The 17,064-nt window shown below is 61.0% G+C and carries 13 protein-coding genes and 1 tRNA gene; 3 read left to right on the forward strand and 11 right to left on the reverse strand.

From position 1 onward, the window contains the following. The first annotated feature begins 1 nt into the window (after position 1). Complete coding sequence (locus AArcS_RS08920) at positions 2 to 1,396, forward strand: nucleotide sugar dehydrogenase (protein WP_238477076.1); 1,395 nt, start codon at positions 2 to 4, stop codon at positions 1,394 to 1,396. Positions 1,397 to 1,478: 82 nt separating this feature from the next. Here AArcS_RS08920 and AArcS_RS08925 read toward each other — a convergent pair whose 3' ends face one another. After that, positions 1,479 to 2,726 (reverse strand): CARDB domain-containing protein, encoded by a 1,248-nt coding sequence (locus tag AArcS_RS08925; RefSeq protein WP_238477077.1) that lies wholly within the window; start codon positions 2,724 to 2,726, stop codon positions 1,479 to 1,481. Positions 2,727 to 2,987: 261 nt separating this feature from the next. Between AArcS_RS08925 and AArcS_RS08930 the strand changes: the two genes are divergently transcribed. Next, a complete protein-coding gene (locus AArcS_RS08930) occupies positions 2,988 to 3,986 on the forward strand; it encodes a glycosyltransferase family 2 protein (RefSeq protein ID WP_238477078.1) in 999 nt (332 codons plus the stop codon). A 108-nt stretch (positions 3,987 to 4,094) separates the two neighbouring features. Continuing rightward, positions 4,095 to 4,175, forward strand: a tRNA-OTHER gene (locus tag AArcS_RS08935). 347 nt (positions 4,176 to 4,522) lie between these two features. Here the strand turns inward: AArcS_RS08935 and AArcS_RS08940 are convergent. From AArcS_RS08940 to AArcS_RS08985, 10 genes are all read right to left on the reverse strand, one after another. Next, positions 4,523 to 5,500 carry an NAD-dependent epimerase/dehydratase family protein gene (locus AArcS_RS08940; protein WP_238477079.1) on the reverse strand — a complete coding sequence of 326 codons (978 nt, stop codon included), beginning with the start codon at positions 5,498 to 5,500 and terminating at the stop codon, positions 4,523 to 4,525. An 85-nt stretch (positions 5,501 to 5,585) separates the two neighbouring features. Next, entirely contained in the window at positions 5,586 to 7,415 is a 1,830-nt protein-coding gene (locus AArcS_RS08945) for a hypothetical protein (RefSeq protein WP_238477080.1), read from the reverse strand. 5 nt (positions 7,416 to 7,420) lie between these two features. Further along, a complete protein-coding gene (locus AArcS_RS08950; RefSeq protein ID WP_238477081.1) occupies positions 7,421 to 8,428 on the reverse strand; it encodes a glycosyltransferase in 1,008 nt (335 codons plus the stop codon). A gap of 16 nt (positions 8,429 to 8,444) precedes the next feature. Beyond that, positions 8,445 to 9,449, reverse strand: a complete 1,005-nt coding sequence (locus AArcS_RS08955) for a lipid II:glycine glycyltransferase FemX (RefSeq protein ID WP_238477082.1) — start codon at positions 9,447 to 9,449, stop codon at positions 8,445 to 8,447. A 72-nt stretch (positions 9,450 to 9,521) separates the two neighbouring features. Continuing rightward, the gene (locus tag AArcS_RS08960; RefSeq protein WP_238479992.1) at positions 9,522 to 10,475 is read right to left on the reverse strand and encodes a polysaccharide deacetylase family protein; all 954 of its coding nucleotides are present in this window, start codon (positions 10,473 to 10,475) and stop codon (positions 9,522 to 9,524) included. 13 nt (positions 10,476 to 10,488) lie between these two features. After that, entirely contained in the window at positions 10,489 to 11,865 is a 1,377-nt protein-coding gene (locus tag AArcS_RS08965; protein WP_238477083.1) for a nucleotide sugar dehydrogenase, read from the reverse strand. Continuing rightward, positions 11,865 to 12,395 (reverse strand): acyltransferase, encoded by a 531-nt coding sequence (locus AArcS_RS08970; protein WP_238479993.1) that lies wholly within the window; start codon positions 12,393 to 12,395, stop codon positions 11,865 to 11,867. The genes AArcS_RS08965 and AArcS_RS08970 overlap by 1 nt, the downstream gene beginning before the upstream one ends. Positions 12,396 to 12,678: 283 nt before the next feature. Further along, entirely contained in the window at positions 12,679 to 12,888 is a 210-nt protein-coding gene (locus AArcS_RS08975; protein ID WP_238477084.1) for a hypothetical protein, read from the reverse strand. A gap of 75 nt (positions 12,889 to 12,963) precedes the next feature. After that, complete coding sequence (locus AArcS_RS08980; RefSeq protein WP_238477085.1) at positions 12,964 to 14,808, reverse strand: hypothetical protein; 1,845 nt, start codon at positions 14,806 to 14,808, stop codon at positions 12,964 to 12,966. 473 nt (positions 14,809 to 15,281) lie between these two features. Beyond that, complete coding sequence (locus tag AArcS_RS08985; RefSeq protein ID WP_238477086.1) at positions 15,282 to 16,760, reverse strand: flippase; 1,479 nt, start codon at positions 16,758 to 16,760, stop codon at positions 15,282 to 15,284. Positions 16,761 to 17,064: the final 304 nt, after the last annotated feature.

The following is a 17,064-nucleotide window of genomic DNA, read 5'->3' on the forward strand; positions in this document are numbered from 1 at the left end:
GATGTCGAAGACACTTCAGGATACCCAGTGTTCGCGGTTATACCGTAGCAGCGCGACGCCCGATCAGCAGCGCGCGGCGTTCCGGTCCGGCGAGGTACCGGTCGCCGTTTACGGCCTCGGTCGACTGGGTCTCTCACTGTCGATGGTCTACGCCAGTACCACAGGCCACGTTGTGGGGGTCGGCAACGATCAAGAGCGTGTCGCTCGTATCGATGATGGAGAGTGTCCTGTCGACGACGAACCACGGCTTCCCTCGCTCGTCCGAACGGCCACAACTGCGGATGCGCTCTCGGTGACCACCAGAACAGGAGCGGTCGCGAAGGAAGCGAGCGTCCACGTTATCGCTGTCGAAACCGGTATCAGGTCGGATAACGCGCCGGACTTCTCCGAGCTCAGGACGCTGCTCCGGGACATCGCACCCGCTCTGGATTCCGGGGACCTCGTACTGGTAGAATCGATCGTCCCCCCCGGAACGTGCCGCGATATCGTCCAGCCGATCCTGCTGGCCGGGAGCGATCTCGACGCCGACGAGTTCGGGGTTGCGGCCTGTCCGTCTCGTGCTACCCCGGGGAGATCCCTCCGCGAGATGCGCGGTAGCTACCCGAAGATCGTCGGCGGCGTCGACGCCGAGAGTACCCTCGCCGCCGCGGTGGTGTACGACGAACTCCGGGTTTCGGAGGTCGTCACGGTCAATACCAGCACAGTGGCCGAGTGCGCCCGCGTCGTCGAGAGCGTCTACCGGGACGTCACGATCGGGCTGGCGAACGAACTGGCGGGACTGGCCGACGAACTCGGCACCGATATACCTCGCGCAATCGAGGCTGCGAACACACACCCGCGCTGTGACGTCCCCGACCCGCGACCGGGCACCGGGGGGTACGATCTCCCGGACACGCCATACTATCTCATCAACGAGTGTGCGTCGTCGACCCCGCTAATCGAAGCAGCCAGAGAGGTCAACGAGTCGATGCCCGAACACCTCGCAAACGCACTCGTCCGCGAACTGGCGGCCACCGATACCCACATTGAAGACGCCGTCGTGTTGTTGCTCGGACTATCCCATCATCCAAATGTCGGCGAGACGCGGGCCGCCCCGTCAATCGAGCTGTCGAACACATTGGCACGCTTCGGGGCAACGGTTGTCGGTGTCGACCCGCTCGTCGAGGATACGTCCGCATTCGAGGACATCTACTTCGCGGGGGTAGATCACGTCCGCGAGATGGATCTCGACGCCGTGGTGGTAGTAACCGACCACGATGTGTTCGATGAGTTCGACTGGTCCGTGTTCGATCCACCACTGGTAGTCCTCGACGGCAGAGGGAGCCTCGATGGGTCGGCCGACGCGAGCCTTAGTGCACACCATGTCACACGGTTCGGCGTCTCGTCGTCGAACTGAGACAGCCCCCGAACCAAGCTGCAGTGAGCCGCCCCCTGTTCGATTTTGTATAAAAAGCTCACCAGAGAGAGCTGCTCTCGGTCTACAACTGATTCCGACGAGCGTAACTGATACCGATCAGGGCCGCCAGCGCGACGATGCCCGTGAGGACGCCAAAGCCATGCAGTCCGTCGTCGCCAGTCTGGCCCTGTGTGCCGGTTTCGTCACCGTTCCCCTCGGAATGGTTTCCGTTGACGGTGGTTTCGTTACCATTGGTGTCAGTACCGTTCTCGCTTCCCACCCCATTCGAGGGTTCCTCAAGCACCTGTACCGACGTAGTCGTCCCCTCAACGCCCAGTTCGTAGCTACCGGGCTCCTCGAATGTCACCTCTGTCGTTAATTGCGTGCTCTCACCTGCCTCGAGCGAAACCGTCTCTGTGTCGATCAGTTCGTCCTCACCGGTGAACTCGACCTCAAACTCCCCGTCGGCGTTTCCAACGTTTGTGACGGTGGTACTGATCTCGACCGTTTCACCGGGTTCGGCTGTCGATGGGAACGCAGTGAGACTGGAGACAGAGAGCTCGGGCACGCCACCCGGAGTGATCGTGATCGGCTCGTCGAGGCTCGGTAGAGATGTACTCGTGTGAGAGTCACCGGCCCCTGAGATCAGTTTCCAGTCATCGAGCTGTCCGTCATATCCCTCGGGATCCTCATAGCGGTAGTCCGCCTCCTCGTTGAAGTACGGCTCTATCGTGATCTCCCAGTCACCATCGTCGAGACCACCGTTGAACGCGCCACCGTCAGTTCGTCCTTCCGTCCAGATCCAGGTGATCCGGCTCGACGTGTCGTCGTGGTCGAACGTGTCGAGCGGGCCTCCGTAGTGACTTTCGCTGTAGGCATCGTCTTCGACGACCCATTCGCCATCTTCGGGCAATCCATCGATCTGCATCGTGAGCGATCCACCGCGTGTGTCGCCATCCACTTTATCGTGGACGAGAACGAGGCTGAGCCCATCACTGCCCTCGTGGAGCATGAGGATGCTCGCGTCGTCCTTCTGGTACTCGGTCGTCCCGTACGAGCTATACAGGTAGTCGGGGTAGTCGTGGGTCTCGGGTGTCCGGTAGTCGTAGAACTCCTCTGCGGTCTGGGTTCCGTCACCGACTGGTGTGATCTCGAACTCTTCGTCGCCCTGAGTGACCACGTAGGTGTCATCGTCAGCATCGTCACCTGTCGTCCCCGCGGTCGCGGGCGGGGCGAGCGCGGTGACACAGGCAATGCAGACGAGGACAATCAGGGCTGTTCTCAGTCCTTGGAAGGTATTCGTATCCATCTCTCGTTCGTTACGGTCCATTCCCGCTTTGCGACCTTTGTTATAGCGCTACTTTCCTTTCGTAGGATCGTTATTCTCATTCCAATACGGAGTACGGAGCCCTGAAATGGACGAATTGCCCGCAGAGGGGATTCCGACGTAGCCACAACTGCTGCTGGCGGATTGTTCGCAATCAGAGAGCCAATATCCGGAACAAGGTCAGTATAACAATGAGACGCTCCCACCTCGTGGAGAGTACGATGAACCGAATCGTCCGTACTACCGTTCCCCCCACCGACCAGAATGTACCGAGAGCATAGTATCGGCGTCGTCGTCCCGGCGTACAACGAGGAAGGCTTCGTCGGCGATGTCATCGATACGCTCCCCGAGTACGTCGATCGGGTGTACGCGGTCGACGACTGCTCAACGGACGGGACGTGGGCAGAGATACAGGCACACGCGGACCGACGCAACGCAAACACGGAGCAGGCGCTCGCGGACGGCGGTGTCCAGTTCGACCGACACGTCGTTCCGATCCAGCACGAGGAGAATCAGGGAGTCGGCGGCGCGATCAAAACCGGCTACCAGCACGCGAGAGCTGACGAGGTCGACATCACGACGGTCGTCGGCGGCGACGGACAGATGGATCCCGACATGCTGGATCGCTTGCTCGATCCGATCGTCGAGGAGCGTGCCGAGTACGTCAAGGGTAACCGATTGATACATCCCGAACACCGCGAAGAAATGCCGACGTTCCGACTCGTCGGGAACGCTATCCTCTCATTCCTCACCAAAATCGCCAGCGGCTACTGGACCATTGGCGATCCACAGAACGGCTACACCGCGATCTCGCTCCACGCGCTGGAGACCGTCGAAATCGACGAGATGTACGAGTACTACGGGTACTGCAACGACCTGCTCGTCAACCTAAACGCCGCGGAGCTCAGGGTCGCGGACGTCCCGGTACCAAGCCGGTACGCTGACGAGGAGAGCCACATCTCGTACCTGGAGTATATTCCGAGAGTCTCGCTCATGTTGCTCTCGAATTTCCTGTGGCGCTTGCGCGTCAAGTACCTAACACGGAACTTCCACCCGCTTGTCCTGCTCTACGGGATCGGTGCGGCGGCGAGCTTCGTGGGGATTTTCAGGGGGCTTCGGAACGTGGTCGGGGTGGTTCGTCGTCGCAAGCACGACCGCGAGAGTTCGCTCCCAGTCGTGTTGCTTGGTACGCTGATGCTCGTCCTCGCAATGATCTTCGATATGGTGGAAAACGAGGAGTTAGAAGAGCGAGAGATCGGCTGAGTGCCGGTATGAAGAGGATACGGACAGTATCCACAGAATAACAATACAGCGATCGACCAACAGATCGGATAGCGGCTGTGGCACGGGGCCATGTCGCCGCGACGTACTGGAAGGGTAGCTCAGTGGCAGAGCACCACCATCTCGGTGGGGGCCTTACGGCTTCGTGTGGTTCGAATCCCACCCCTTCCGTGACACGACGAACGGACGTGAGGAGTGGCACGGGTTCGTGGGATTCGAGCCCTGCAAGACGAGCAAAGCGAGTCTTGCTCCGGTTCGAATCCCACCCCGTCCGCTTGTGCGAGAAGCGAAGGCGACGAGCCAAGCGTCCACGTGGGATTCGAAGTAGACAGGTCGCGCGCAGCGTAGCGGGCACGTCCTGGCGTGGTTCGAATCCCACCCCGTCCGCTTGTGCGGCGTCGTCACGAACAGGGTGAGTGACGGCCCGAAGCGACACGTCGCTTCGGTGAACGGACGTGAGGAGCCAGGCGTCCACGGGGAATACCGACGTCAGAACACCACAAAAGAGCGTGCCGTTCTTATCGACTACCTGTGACGAGCTCGGCGAGCCCGTTTTCGAGCGAGATCGTGGGTTCGTACTTGAGGAGTTCACGAGCGCGCGAGAGATCCGCCTCACTATGCCGGACGTCGCCCTGTCTGGCGTCGCGGTGGACGATTTCGGAGCGGGATCCGACCACGTCACGGACGAGTTCAGCCAGTTTGCGGATAGACGTACTCGTTCCCGTCCCGACGTTGTACGCCCGCCCGGTGTGGTCGGTCGTTGCAGCAGCCAGGTTAGCATCGACGACGTCCGAGACGTGGACGAAGTCACGGGTCTGCTCACCGTCACCGTGGACGGTGATCGGCTCTCCGGATCGGGCCTGTTCAAGAAATGCGGTGATCACGCCGCTGTACTCGCCGCCGGTCTGTCCCGGACCGTAGACGTTGAAATACCGCAACGGTATGGCGTCGATATCGTATAGCTCAGCGAACGTTCTGGTATATTGATCGATCGCGAGCTTGTCGACGGCGTACGGCGACTTCGGACGTTTCGGGGCGTCCTCCGCAATCGGCGTCTGCTCGGGGTCGCCGTAGATAGCACAGCTAGAGGCGACGACGATCCGTGCGTCCTCCTGACGCGCACGTTCGAGCAGTTCGACGGTCGCGGTCGCGTTCGTACGGTGGCTGCGCACCGGCTCCTCGATCGACTCGTCGACGCTCACCAGTCCCGCCTGATGGAAGATCACGTCGACGCCGTCGGTCGCCCAGTCGAGCGCCGAACTGTCCCGGAGGTCCCCCTGAACGAACTCGACCTCGGCCGGGAGGTGGTCGGTACTGCCGGTCGAGAGGTTATCGAGAACACGAACATCGTTTTCCGCGGCCAGTCTCGCCGCGATATGGCCACCGATGAATCCCGCACCGCCGGTGACGAGCACGGTCCGGTCGTCGATCACCGACGGTGGGGTGCCCTCTGTCGATGGGGACGCCCGGCTCGAAGTGTCGTGAGATCCGTCCATACGCCTACGAGGCTGCGTCTGTGGTTTGTTATGGACGTGCTACCGTGCCGGACTGGCGTGGAACACGCCAGTCTGTGTCTGGGGACTACCCGTCGGTGTTATCGGGGTCGATCAGATACAGTTCGAACTCGCCGTTAGACTGTACGCGGTCGACCTCCGTATTCTGCTCCAGTTGCTGGAAACCCTCTTCGGAATACCGAAGTTCCTGAAACAGACCGACCTCGCGGTCGTAGTCCGCCGAGGCCACTGGCATGTAGGTCCGTTCGTCGTAGGCCCCTGCGAGATTATCGTTGAATTCCTCTTCCGGAATCACTTCACGGCTCCCCGGGAACGTCTCGGCGGTCGGGGAGTTCGTTCCGTAGTACGCGTCGACGTACCGTCGCGGGCCGGAACGGATGCCAGCAAACTGGACGTCCTCCTCACGGTCGTCAAACGCCGTCTCGTAGCCGCTCATCTGTCCGTCCGAGATCTGGTTGCTCGGCTGGTAAATGTACGGTGACGGGTGAAATGAGATCAGTTGCATGACGAGGAACAGGACAAAGATCAGCCCGAGTCCCGTCGAGAGAACTGGCTTCGCACCGAGGTCACCGAAGCGATCGATCGAGATAGTGACTGCCACGGCACCCAGGATAGTGACGAGAGCCATCACAAACCCGAAGTATCGGAAATACTGATCGGAGGCGTCGGCGAGCAGGAAAAGAACGAAAAAGACACTTGCCGGGATCCCAGCGACCACAAGATACTGGATGAACGCACGACCGTTCGGACCGACGCGCCTGAGCTTGCCGACCAGTAACGTGAGAACCAGCAAGCCCGCAGCGATCACATAGAGCAGGCTGATACTGAACAGCTTCACGAACATCTCCTCGAGACTCCCCCCGAGGACAGCCAGCGATACCGTTCGACCAGCAACGGTTGTGCCAGGCGTCCCGCCCGTGATGAGGCCGGTCGTAATATCGACGACGGCAACACGAACACGTTCGAGGCGTGGGACCCACAGCAGGAACAGGAGCGTAAAGAGCGCTGTCTGGTCGTACAGCAATCGCTGTTGGTTGATCGGGTGTTCCGGATCCCGAAACGTCGAGTAGCCGTACTGGACGAGGGAGATTAGCAAGAAAGCCCCGAGCAGGTTCAGCGACTGCTGTGGATGGATCAACATTGTCGCGATAGCCGAGAGTCCGAGCAGTAACCCGATACCGGAGACCGATCCCATCGGATAGCGTTCTCCACGGTCGCGCACGTAGCCAAAGAGCAAGTACAGGACGACCGGCACGAACATGATCGTCTGGGAGGTCGGATGAGCCGTCGTGTGGACGCCGACGTTGTTGATCGGCAACAACAGAAGCCCCGAGAGGACTCCGATCAGGATCGCTGGCCCGGAGTTCGTGATCGAGGCGACACACAGCGGAACGAACAACAGGAACAGCGCGAAGAACACGACGGTAGTCAGCATCAGTGCGTGTGTATCCGGAAGTGCTGCGCCGTTCGAGAGCATCGTAGCGATCGAATGGACGGCAGGATATCGTAAACTTGCAGGATGGAGTGCGCCCGATTCGATCATCCGGACCCAGCCGAGATGGCTCAGCGCGTCACCGGGACCATAAAAATGGAACCCACGGAAGATGGGCAACGCAATTACCGAGAGCACGGCAGAACCGGTCAGAAGGATCGATCCCTGCCACACTCGCCTGTACTGCGGTGACCCGAAGCCAACCACAGTACCGATGATCCCCGCGAGACCGACACCGATCCAGAAGAGTGTCGGCGTGCTGGCATAGAATGAGATCTCGTAGCCGGTGGCAGGCCTGGTTCGGGCCGCAACGATGCCGATGGTCAGCGCGAGAAAGCCGAGAACCAGCAACACTTTCCTCGTACGCGTGTCGGCCGGGTCGGTCTGTTTGGATGTAGTTGCCATTGGGATCACTCGTCGAGAACGTCACGGTACACGGAGAGCAGCCGCTCGCCCATTTGCTCGATTCGGAGTTCCGCGATGACGTCTCGGCCGTTCGATTCCACGTCGGCGTCGAGCACGGAGACCAGACAGTCCACAAGATCGGCGTCATCGTGAGCAACGAATGAGTGATGAACGCCGCGCAGTCGCTGGCGAACGTCCCCGACGTCCGTCGCAACGACCGGCAGGTTACAGGCCATCGCTTCCTTGACCGAGTTCGGCGACCCCTCCCGGTCGGAGGTTAACAGGAGGGCGTCCGCCGCGTTCATGTACATCGACATCTCATCGTGGGAGACCCCGGTCACGAACTGAAGTTCGATCGGTTCGTCGAGTCGTTCTCGCGCAGCGGCGACGACGCGCTCGGCCAGTGGCGCGTTTTTCACCGACTTGCCTCTTGCGTACGGGAAGAGGACGTGCTTTCGCCCCGGATCCCAGCCGAGGTCCTCTTGAGCAGCCTGCTGGTCGGCGGGCTGGAACCGTTCCAGGTCGATCCCGTGCGGGATAACGTACGGATTACCGCCCAGCTCCGTGGCCATCTGTTCGGACATGACGATCGTCGCGTCGGCCAGACGGGCACAGAGCTTGCTCATCGGGCCGAACCGGCCGTACAGGTCCGACCCCCACAGCGAGATAACCACCGGCAGGTTCGGCTGGAGCACTGCTGCGGGCGCGGTGAGCCCGTAGTTCGCGTGGATAAGATCGTACTCACCGAACGACTCCCTGATCGCCCGGGGGAGAAATCGGAGGTAATCGACCGTGGACCGACCCGCGAGCGCACCCTCTCCGGTGACGCGCTCGTCGGGCACAGAGACAGTCGTCGACGAGACACCCAGTTCCTCCAGGATCGAAACCTGCTGTTTGAAAAAGCGAGCCTCCTCGGTCGTCACCAGGTTCAACACCGAGAGATCGGTGTTCGGGGTAGATTCAACGGTTTCCGCGCTCGTCTCAACGACGTCAACCTCAGCGTAGCGACTCATATTGTACTCCTCCGAATCATTTTGCCACCATCCGATAGGCACGTTTGGCCACCTCCATCCCAGCGCCCGAGGATTCGGTGACGTAGTACGGTACCAGTTCCGCGCCGAACTTGCTCTTGTACTGACAGAGCCGCTCGGTGTTGGCCCCCATCAGATCGTAGCCAGTGATCGAATCGATCGGAGGATCCTCGATGATGTCGCGGATGACGTGCCAGTGAAGCAGGCTGTTGATCTCGACGCCCTGGTAGGTCGTTCGCGTCCCGCCCTGCCAGAAGTAGCCCGCGTCGTTCGAGTATAATACTGTGATTCCGGCGAGGAATCGCCCCTCGGGCGTCCGGGCGACGTAGACGCGCGCTCGGTCTTCGAGCTGGGTCACGAGGTCGCGGACGTAGTCCCAGTCGAGCGAGAGCTCGCGGCCCTGCTCCTCGTAGCGACGTCGGGTCGCGTCGTACACGGATCGAGCACCCTCGACCCCTTCGCGCTCGATTCGGAGGTCGAGTTCCTCACCATCGCCGATCTCGCGGCGCAGACTCTTGCTGAACGACCGGCGGACATCCTCCGGCGAGCGGTCATCGAGGTCGAGCACGTAGGTGAACTTCGTCTCGACATCCATGTCTGCCCACCGGTAGGGTCGCGGATCGGTGTACTCGGCGGTACAGATCGACCGAAACAGTGTCAGCGAGTCGTCGACCTCGATCTCCTCCAGTACCGCCTCGGTAAACCGGCGGTTGACTCGTTCCCGTTTTCGCTGTTTCGGGCTGGTCGGCATGACGATCGGGCCCAGCCGCGGGATACCCATTCCCGGCGGGGGAGAGAAGACGGCGCGCCCGACCGGACGATCCTGCACGACCACGGGGAAGAGCCCAACCGGCTGTTCGCCCTTGAACCCGCCGTACAGTCGTAGTTCGCCCGGCGCGTGGTCGGCAACTACCGACAGCGCGCTCGGCGTGTGAAAAACTTCGATCCCCTCCTTGGGAAGGGCACCACTCCAGTCATCGAGAGTAAGCTCCTCAATTTGCATACTGCTGATTCTGTCTATGATCGACCACAGCTATCCTTTGTTATCGCGTTCTTACCGCGGAAGCTGCGGCGACTACTCCGCCGATTCGTGGACGGTTGATTCGGGTTCCGCGTCGACCTGTTCGTCGAGTCGGTCACCGGTGGGCTCGTCGAATCGGTCGTCGGTCGGATGGTCGAGCTGGTCGTACAGCTCGACAGGGGGGCCGACCCACGCCCCGCGATCCAGCGCGTTCTCGATGATACGCCGATAGAGTGCACCCCAGCCGGGAAAATCACGTCGGCTGAAGTACCGCGGGTGCCAGAGGATCGTCATCACTGCGCCGCGGTCGGCTGCTTCCGCGAGGAGACGCTCGCATTCGGCCCACGCCTCCTCGAAGTGCTTCGTGGGATCCGGGAGAGCCACCTCCATGATCGTCAGCGGGAAGACGACGAACTCGTCGTCGAAGGGGCGCTGGATCGAGTCGCCGTACTGGAACCCGTAGCTCTGACTGGAGCCGAGACTGGTATCGTACTTGAGACCGACTGCCCGCTGATGTCGCCACGTCTCGGGGACGTCGAGGTTGAGATAGTGCTGGCGACCACCCCGAACCGGCTTCCCAAGTACCGATTCGACGCGGGCTTTCTCCCGGCGAAGCCGCTCGCGGTCGTCGTAGGACTCGTAGGAGCCGTGCAGTCCGACCTCCCATCCCCCCTCATCGAGTTCGTGGATGACGTCGACGATCGCCGGGTCGTCGAGCGAGTACCGGCCCATATATCGCATCCAGTTGTCGGGCTCGAACCAGTCGCGGACGGGACGGTCCCGCAGCAGGTGTTGCTCGTCGAGAAAGTAAAACGCCGACCGGACGCCGAGCGAGTCCTCGATCTCCATCAGCCGCTCGAACTGCCAGTACGGGTTTCGGCCCGGAAACAGGCTTTGCAGCTGTCGTGGGTCCCGATCGGCAAGCGCGTAGTAGACCGACTGGTACGTTTTGTACGGTCGGTCCACGTCGTGCGTGAGACAGAGCGCGAACGGGTGGTCGTCGATCATTGCAGTCGTCCCCTCATCGCGGCCGCCCCGTCCCGATCGCGTAGCGACGGTGATCGGTCCCAGCAAGATCGAGCGTGGCGTGGCCATCGATCACGACGAGCGGGCGCTCGAACGCAGTCCAGTCGATCGCGTCGAACTCATCGTGAGGAGTGACGAGAACCACGGCATCGAGGTCGTGGTCGTACAGCGTTTCGAGGGGGACCTGCTCGCCAGCGAACTCGCCCGTGTTATCGAGCATGGGATCGATCGTCAGGACGTCCGCACCGAGGTCTGCAAGCCGGTGAGTGATCGGGATCGCCGGGCTCGCGCGAGTTTCCTCGACGCCCGGACGGTAGGTGAGTCCGAGCACGGCGACCCGAGCGTCCGCCACGTTCTTCCCCTCGCTCGCCAGTTCCTCGGCGAGCTTTCTCACTGTGAACGCGGGCATCTCGTCGTTGATCTCGCGGGCAGTCCTGAGCAGGCGGTTTCTGGTCTCTAGCCCCTCGATCAGGAAGTACGGATAGTAGGGGATACAGTGCCCGCCGACGCCCGGACCGGGATCGTGGATATCACAGTACGGCTGGGTGTTCGCAACCTCGATCGCCTCGCGGACGTCGATCTCCAGTTCGTCCGTCATCCGGGCGAGTTCGTTCGCCAGCGCGATGTTGACGTCCCGGTAGACGCCCTCGAACACCTTGACCGCCTCCGCAGTGGTCGTATCGGAGACGGGAATCGTCCCCCGTTCGTTGATCTCCTCGTAGATGAGTCCTGCAACACGGGTACTCTCAGCGTCGATTCCGCCGACGACTTTCGGGTACGCTCCGCGGATGTCTTCGAGCGCCCGCCCGCTCGCGGTACGTTCCGGGCAGAAAGCGAGGCCGAACTCGCCAGCCGTCAGCCCGCTCTCTCGCTGCAGCCGTGGATAGACCATCTCCGAGCAGGTCCGGGGCGGGACCGTCGATTCGACAACGACGAGATCGCCCGGGGAGAGCCCGGATGCGACATCATCGACGACGCTCCGCAGGATCGAGAGGTCGGGGACGTGATCGTCGGTCAACAGTGTGGGAATAATGATTACGTGGACCGTGGCCTCGCGGGCGGCTTCACTCGGCTCCGCGACGGCTCGAAACGCCCCCTCGCCAACGAGTTCTGCCACGAGTTCGTCAAGACCCGGCTCGCGCTTGATATGGCTCTCACCGTCGTTGATTCCTGCCACGACGTCCTCGTCGATATCGGCTCCGATCACGTTCCCACAGGTCTCTGCGTACACGCTCGCGAGCGGGAGTCCCATTTTGCCAAGCCCGTAGACGGCGACCGGTATCTCGCCGGACCGAAACGCGCGGCGCTGTTCCTCTGTCGGTCGGTCCCCGTGGGCGGGGTCGTACAGCTGTCCGGGCATCGTTCGGCTCATTAGATCAGGTTCCCTCCGTCGAGTGGCTCCGGCAACTCCCTGTGAACGGCGGGCGCGCCAACCGCCAGCGTCTCGGGCGGGACGTCCTCCGTGACGACCGCACCTGCGGCGACGAAGGAGCCCTCGCCGATCGTGACGCCGGGGAGCAGTACGGCGTTCGCACCGATCGAGACGTGATCTTCGAGCGTCGGCCCGACGAGCCCGTCGTCACGCCGAACCGGGTACGGATCGTTCGTACAGACGGCGTGGGGGCCGAGAAATACCTGATCGCCGATATCGGTGTACGGCGGGACGTAGACCCCAGTTTGCAGACTGACCGAGGAACCGATCGTCGTTTTCCCGTCGATTACCGCGTTCGTGCCAACGGTCACGTCGTCGCCGATCGCCGTCCGCTCCCTCACGACGGCGTTGTGTCCGGTCTGGAACCGGTCGCCGATCTGGACGCCCGAATAGATGATCGTCCCGGATCGGATCGTCGCGTCAGTGCCGAAAGCGGGTGGGTCGCCCTCCTCGCCGGGTGTCCCGATCATGACGTTGGGCTGAACGTCGATGCCCGGGCCGTACTGTGCGCCGGTCATCCGGTCACCCCCTGGGGTAGTAAACGCCGACTCGGTGGTGTCCGCTGTTCGTCGCTGGTCGTCGCGTGAGTATCAGGTGAATCCATGCGTGGTCACACGCCCGCCGAGGCGTTATCGGCGAGAGGCGATGGCGTCGCTTTGTTATAGCCGTGTTTCGACGGGTAAGCCGGGATTACCGTGTTCTCGTACACCGGTTCCACGGGCTGGAGGCAACCGAATCACAGGCCACAGGTCGTCAGCGGTTCTCAACCATGTCGGTCACAGCCGACCGTTCGGCGACGATGAAGGCATCCGACCGCAGGGCGTCCTCGTCAGCGGGGAGAAAGAGCAATTGTTCGCGCCCGCCAGTATCGGTGGAGACGACTTCCCAATCGATCGGATCGTAGCCGAGATCCGATTCGGGATCGGGATCCATCGGGACGGTCTCCCACTCGTTCGAGGCCACGGTCAGGCACCCCCTGTGTGATCCGTGCAGGGATCGAGAGCCGGTCCCGTCGAAGGGGTAGGTGTTCCGTTCATGCTATCCCTCCCGATCGATACGAAGCGCAGCATTGCCCCGGACTTCCACGCTGATGACGTTACCGGTGTAGCGATAGCCGTCCGCACCTTCTCCGACCACGCCGATCGCCCTGTCTTCGGAGACGTTGGATGGCAACGCATCCCACGCAAGCCCCTCGTTGACGATTGAGGTATGGGCCTCGCTGCGTTCGAGTTCGCCGGAGACCGTGAGCACGTACTGACTCACGTCGTCGCTTGCGGAACCATCCACGACGATGACGTTTGACAGCGAGTCGTCGTCGCTGTCGGATTGCTCATCGTCGGCCGGTGACGGGTCCCCATCGGTATCGTCGCTACCGTCCGTCTCGTCGTAATTTCCCCCGGTCTCGTCATCGTCTGCTTCCTCTGGTTGGGTTCGCTCGACGAGTTCGTCCGCGTCGACGCGGTCACCATCGAGTTCGATCACCATGTCTTCGGAGTCCACGGAGGCCTCGCTGATCGCACCGTACACCTCGAAGGCGTCACCGTAGCCGTTTGCAGAGCTTCCTTCCGCGACGTGCTCGTCGTCCTCGCGCGTGATCTCGTAGTTGCTTGTTGCGCGGACAGCGTTTCCGCTCGGACTGTCGTACGGCGTGTCCGAGAGGGCGTCAATCGGGCCATCGGCGACGAATCGGTACTCCGAAACCGGGGAGTCCTCGGCGGTTATGAACGTCACGAGGTGGGGATCCATGTCGGGAAGTTCGGCCGTCGCCGGACCCCCTTCACGGTCGCCGATCGGTACTCTCGGAGTATCCGAAGCGATGTCACATCGCGGTCCCTCACAGTTGTTGGTCCCGGTCTCTATCCGTAGGTTTCCGGAGCCTGTCGCGTGGTTGTCCTGTCCCGACCAGTCCCCGCCACGGTGGCGGATCGAGGCAGCCCCTCCCTCGTTGTACACCCGTGTATCCTCGACGACGCCGCTACCGCCCCCGCTCCGGGGGTGGATCTCGATCGGAGCGTAGGGGAGTTCGTTGTAAACATCACAGTCCCGGATCGTGATGTCGTGACCGTTACTTCCGGTTCCTTCGCGCACCCAGATCCCGCGCATGTTAACCGCCCGACTGGATCCCCATAGACCCCGTTGTTCATCCGTCAGAACGACCGTTGCCCCCTCAATCGTCGAGTTCGAGCCACCGATACGGATATTCGCGATGTTGTTGTTCTTGTAGAGACCACCGGTTACGTTGACCGCGCCGTCATTGCCGTGCGAGCCAGCGGGTGCACTGCCGTACAGACCGTTGTCAGTGAAGTTCTCCAGCCAGCAGTGTTCGAAGTTAGCTACGCCCGCGTGCTCCGGCCGGACGTATACACCTTCCCCGTGGTCGTTGCTCCCGTCCGGGCGCGCGATCCGCCGAAGCGTCACCTCGTCACCGCCGTGCGCTCGGATGGTTACGTTCCCATTACCGCCAGCGACGCCACGCCAGACGATGTTATCGACGAGGACATCACCCCCGTTAGCAGCGATTACCTCCGAAAAGCTATAGCCGTCGGGATGCTCGAAAACGACGTCACCGAACTCGCCCTCGCCACGAACGACGAGATCAGCGTAGCCCGAGCTGTGTCCGCGGGTAAACGCTCTCGTCGAATACTGGTAGGTCCCGGCGGGGATGACGATCTCCCTGTTGTCGCCGATATGATTGGCGAGGTATTCGCCAGCGTCATCTCCATCCTGAAGTCCTTCCTCGCCGAGATGTATCTCGGTAGCAGTAGCGATTCCGGAGAGTAAGCTACCCGTACCGAGGGCAGCACCCACTGTTCCGGCAGTCCGCAGATACGATCGTCTGTTCAGTCGCGTCCGGTCATCGGTCGTCGGTCGGTCATCGCGCATATCCCGGTAGGAACAAGCTACTATAATAACGGTTATGACGGGTTTGAGCAACAATACCCCCAGAGTTGCGAGGAGTACATATTAAATTGATAGCTATACAGATGTTTTCATACCAGATACTTACAGACAAAGATAAGAAGCACTTACTCGGCGTGTCGCATTGCTGGCCCGCGACTAGTACCGAATTACCGTTAATTTTGTACAGCTTACCGAAGGATGTACAGCTTACCGAAGCAGGCTGTGGGACTCCGCGCGGCGCTCATCCGTGAGTAGAAACTACCCCATGGTAGATACTGGAGTTGCCCTCTGAACCACCTGTAAAGACCATCCTACCGAAACAAACCCGATGCTGATAATCGTGATGTTCGCGTCAGAAGCTTCAAAATCAGTATCTGGAGGCCCGGATGGCAAAGCTACCGAGCCACACGGGGTGTCCCCCTTCCCCGGCCACAGTCACGGGAACCCCGGAAATTTCAGTTCCGTTCCGCAAAGAACGCGACGGCCTCGTCAGGATCGATCAGGCCAATGGCGACCGACAGGATCGCCCAGACGGAGACACCTGCCGCGATGACACCGGCCAGCGTGAGTAGTCCGGAAACGTACGGGAGCGACAGTACGACGATCGTTCCCATAACGATCGAAATACCGGTAATGACGGTAGCGCTTCGTGCGAGCGAGACGAAATCGAGCCCCAGTTCCTGGTGGATCACGTACACGTTGATCGCTGTGTACGTAGAGAAGGTAATAACCGTAGCAAGCGCTGCCCCGACGACGCCGATCAGCGGGAGCAACAGGAGGTTCAAAATAAAGTTCGCAATGGCGGTGACGCCTTTTGCGATGGCACGGATCCGTGCCCGGCCCAAATAATCGAGACTATCCGTCGTGATCAGGTTGATCGCGTTGACGAGGACGAAGAGACTGAGCACCTGCAACACGGGAACAGCGCCAAGATACTCCACTCCGATGACGTATCGGATCAGTGGGTCGGCGACAAGCATCAGCCCGACGGCACCGGGAATGTACAACATGGAGACGTGCCGGAACGACTCCTGGTAGAGCCGTGCCGCCACATCCGGTTGGTCCGCGAACTTCTGTTCACCAAGCGCGGGGGAGATCGTAAAACCGAGCGACCGGACCGGAACCGCCGCGAACTCTGCAACCTGTCGAGCGATGGTATAAAAACTCACCGCGGTTGCGCTCAAGAGTACGCCGACGAGAACGGTATCGACCCGTTTGTCGAGCACGTTCGCACCTCGGGTAGCAGTCAACGGGACGCTGTACTCAAGAATCCGGCGTGGGAGCCCGGGTTCGAATCCGGAGGCCCGGTCCAGATCCCTGTAAAAGAACACGTATAGTCCGACCAGTCCGAATCCTACGGATGCAACGTAACCAAGAACGTAGCCGGTAAAGGCCCCGATCGCTCCGTATCCCAACACGACCAGGGCGATAACACAGACCAGCCGCGCGACGTTTTCGATGATTCCCATCACCGCACTCCAGTCGACGCGGTTGAACCCCTGGAATGCGAGCATGCAGTACTGGTTGAACGCCCGAAAGAACACATAGGCAATCCCGACAAGTAGGAACGGTGCCAGCGCCGGTTCGTCGAGGAACGCAGCGAGCCAGTCGTTTGCAAAGAACAATCCGATTCCGACCAGACCGGAGAGCACGAGGATGTACAGCGCCGAGCGTCGGAGTATCAACGGAACCTGCGAGGAATCGTCTTCGAGATACGTGTTGACATACCGCGCCGTCGATTTCGGGAGACCGGCCGAGGCAAAGATTGCGACCACGCCAATGACGGACAACGCAAAGTACAACAGTCCGTACCCGTCAGGGCCGAGCAGATAGCGGGCAAGGACGATGATCATCGCGGCGTTAGCAACTGCCCGAACGATCCGCGAGAGCAGCGTGGCTTTCAGACCACGGGAGATACGTTGTGAAAGGGACATTGAGCTGTTAATCTGACCGCGACTGCCGACTGGTTGTCCACCCTACGACGGGAGTTCGTTCTACGATATCGGCGGTGTTCACGTGCTTTGTTATGCCGTTACTACCCCGAAGCAGAGAACGGACGTCGATCCGAACCAACCGGATAATCCCAACGAAACCCCAGCAGAACCAAAGCTAACCGTGCGTAAGGGACTGGAGCACGGAGAACAGAGCTGTTGGCAACACTAACCAGGACCGCAATTGAGGTGGCCACAAATGGACCCAGAGCCGACGATAGTGGGTCCGTACCGTCCGGTGAAAGAG

This window comes from Natranaeroarchaeum sulfidigenes, assembly GCF_017094485.1.
In the GTDB taxonomy this organism is placed as follows: Archaea; Halobacteriota; Halobacteria; order Halobacteriales; family Natronoarchaeaceae; genus Natranaeroarchaeum; species Natranaeroarchaeum sulfidigenes.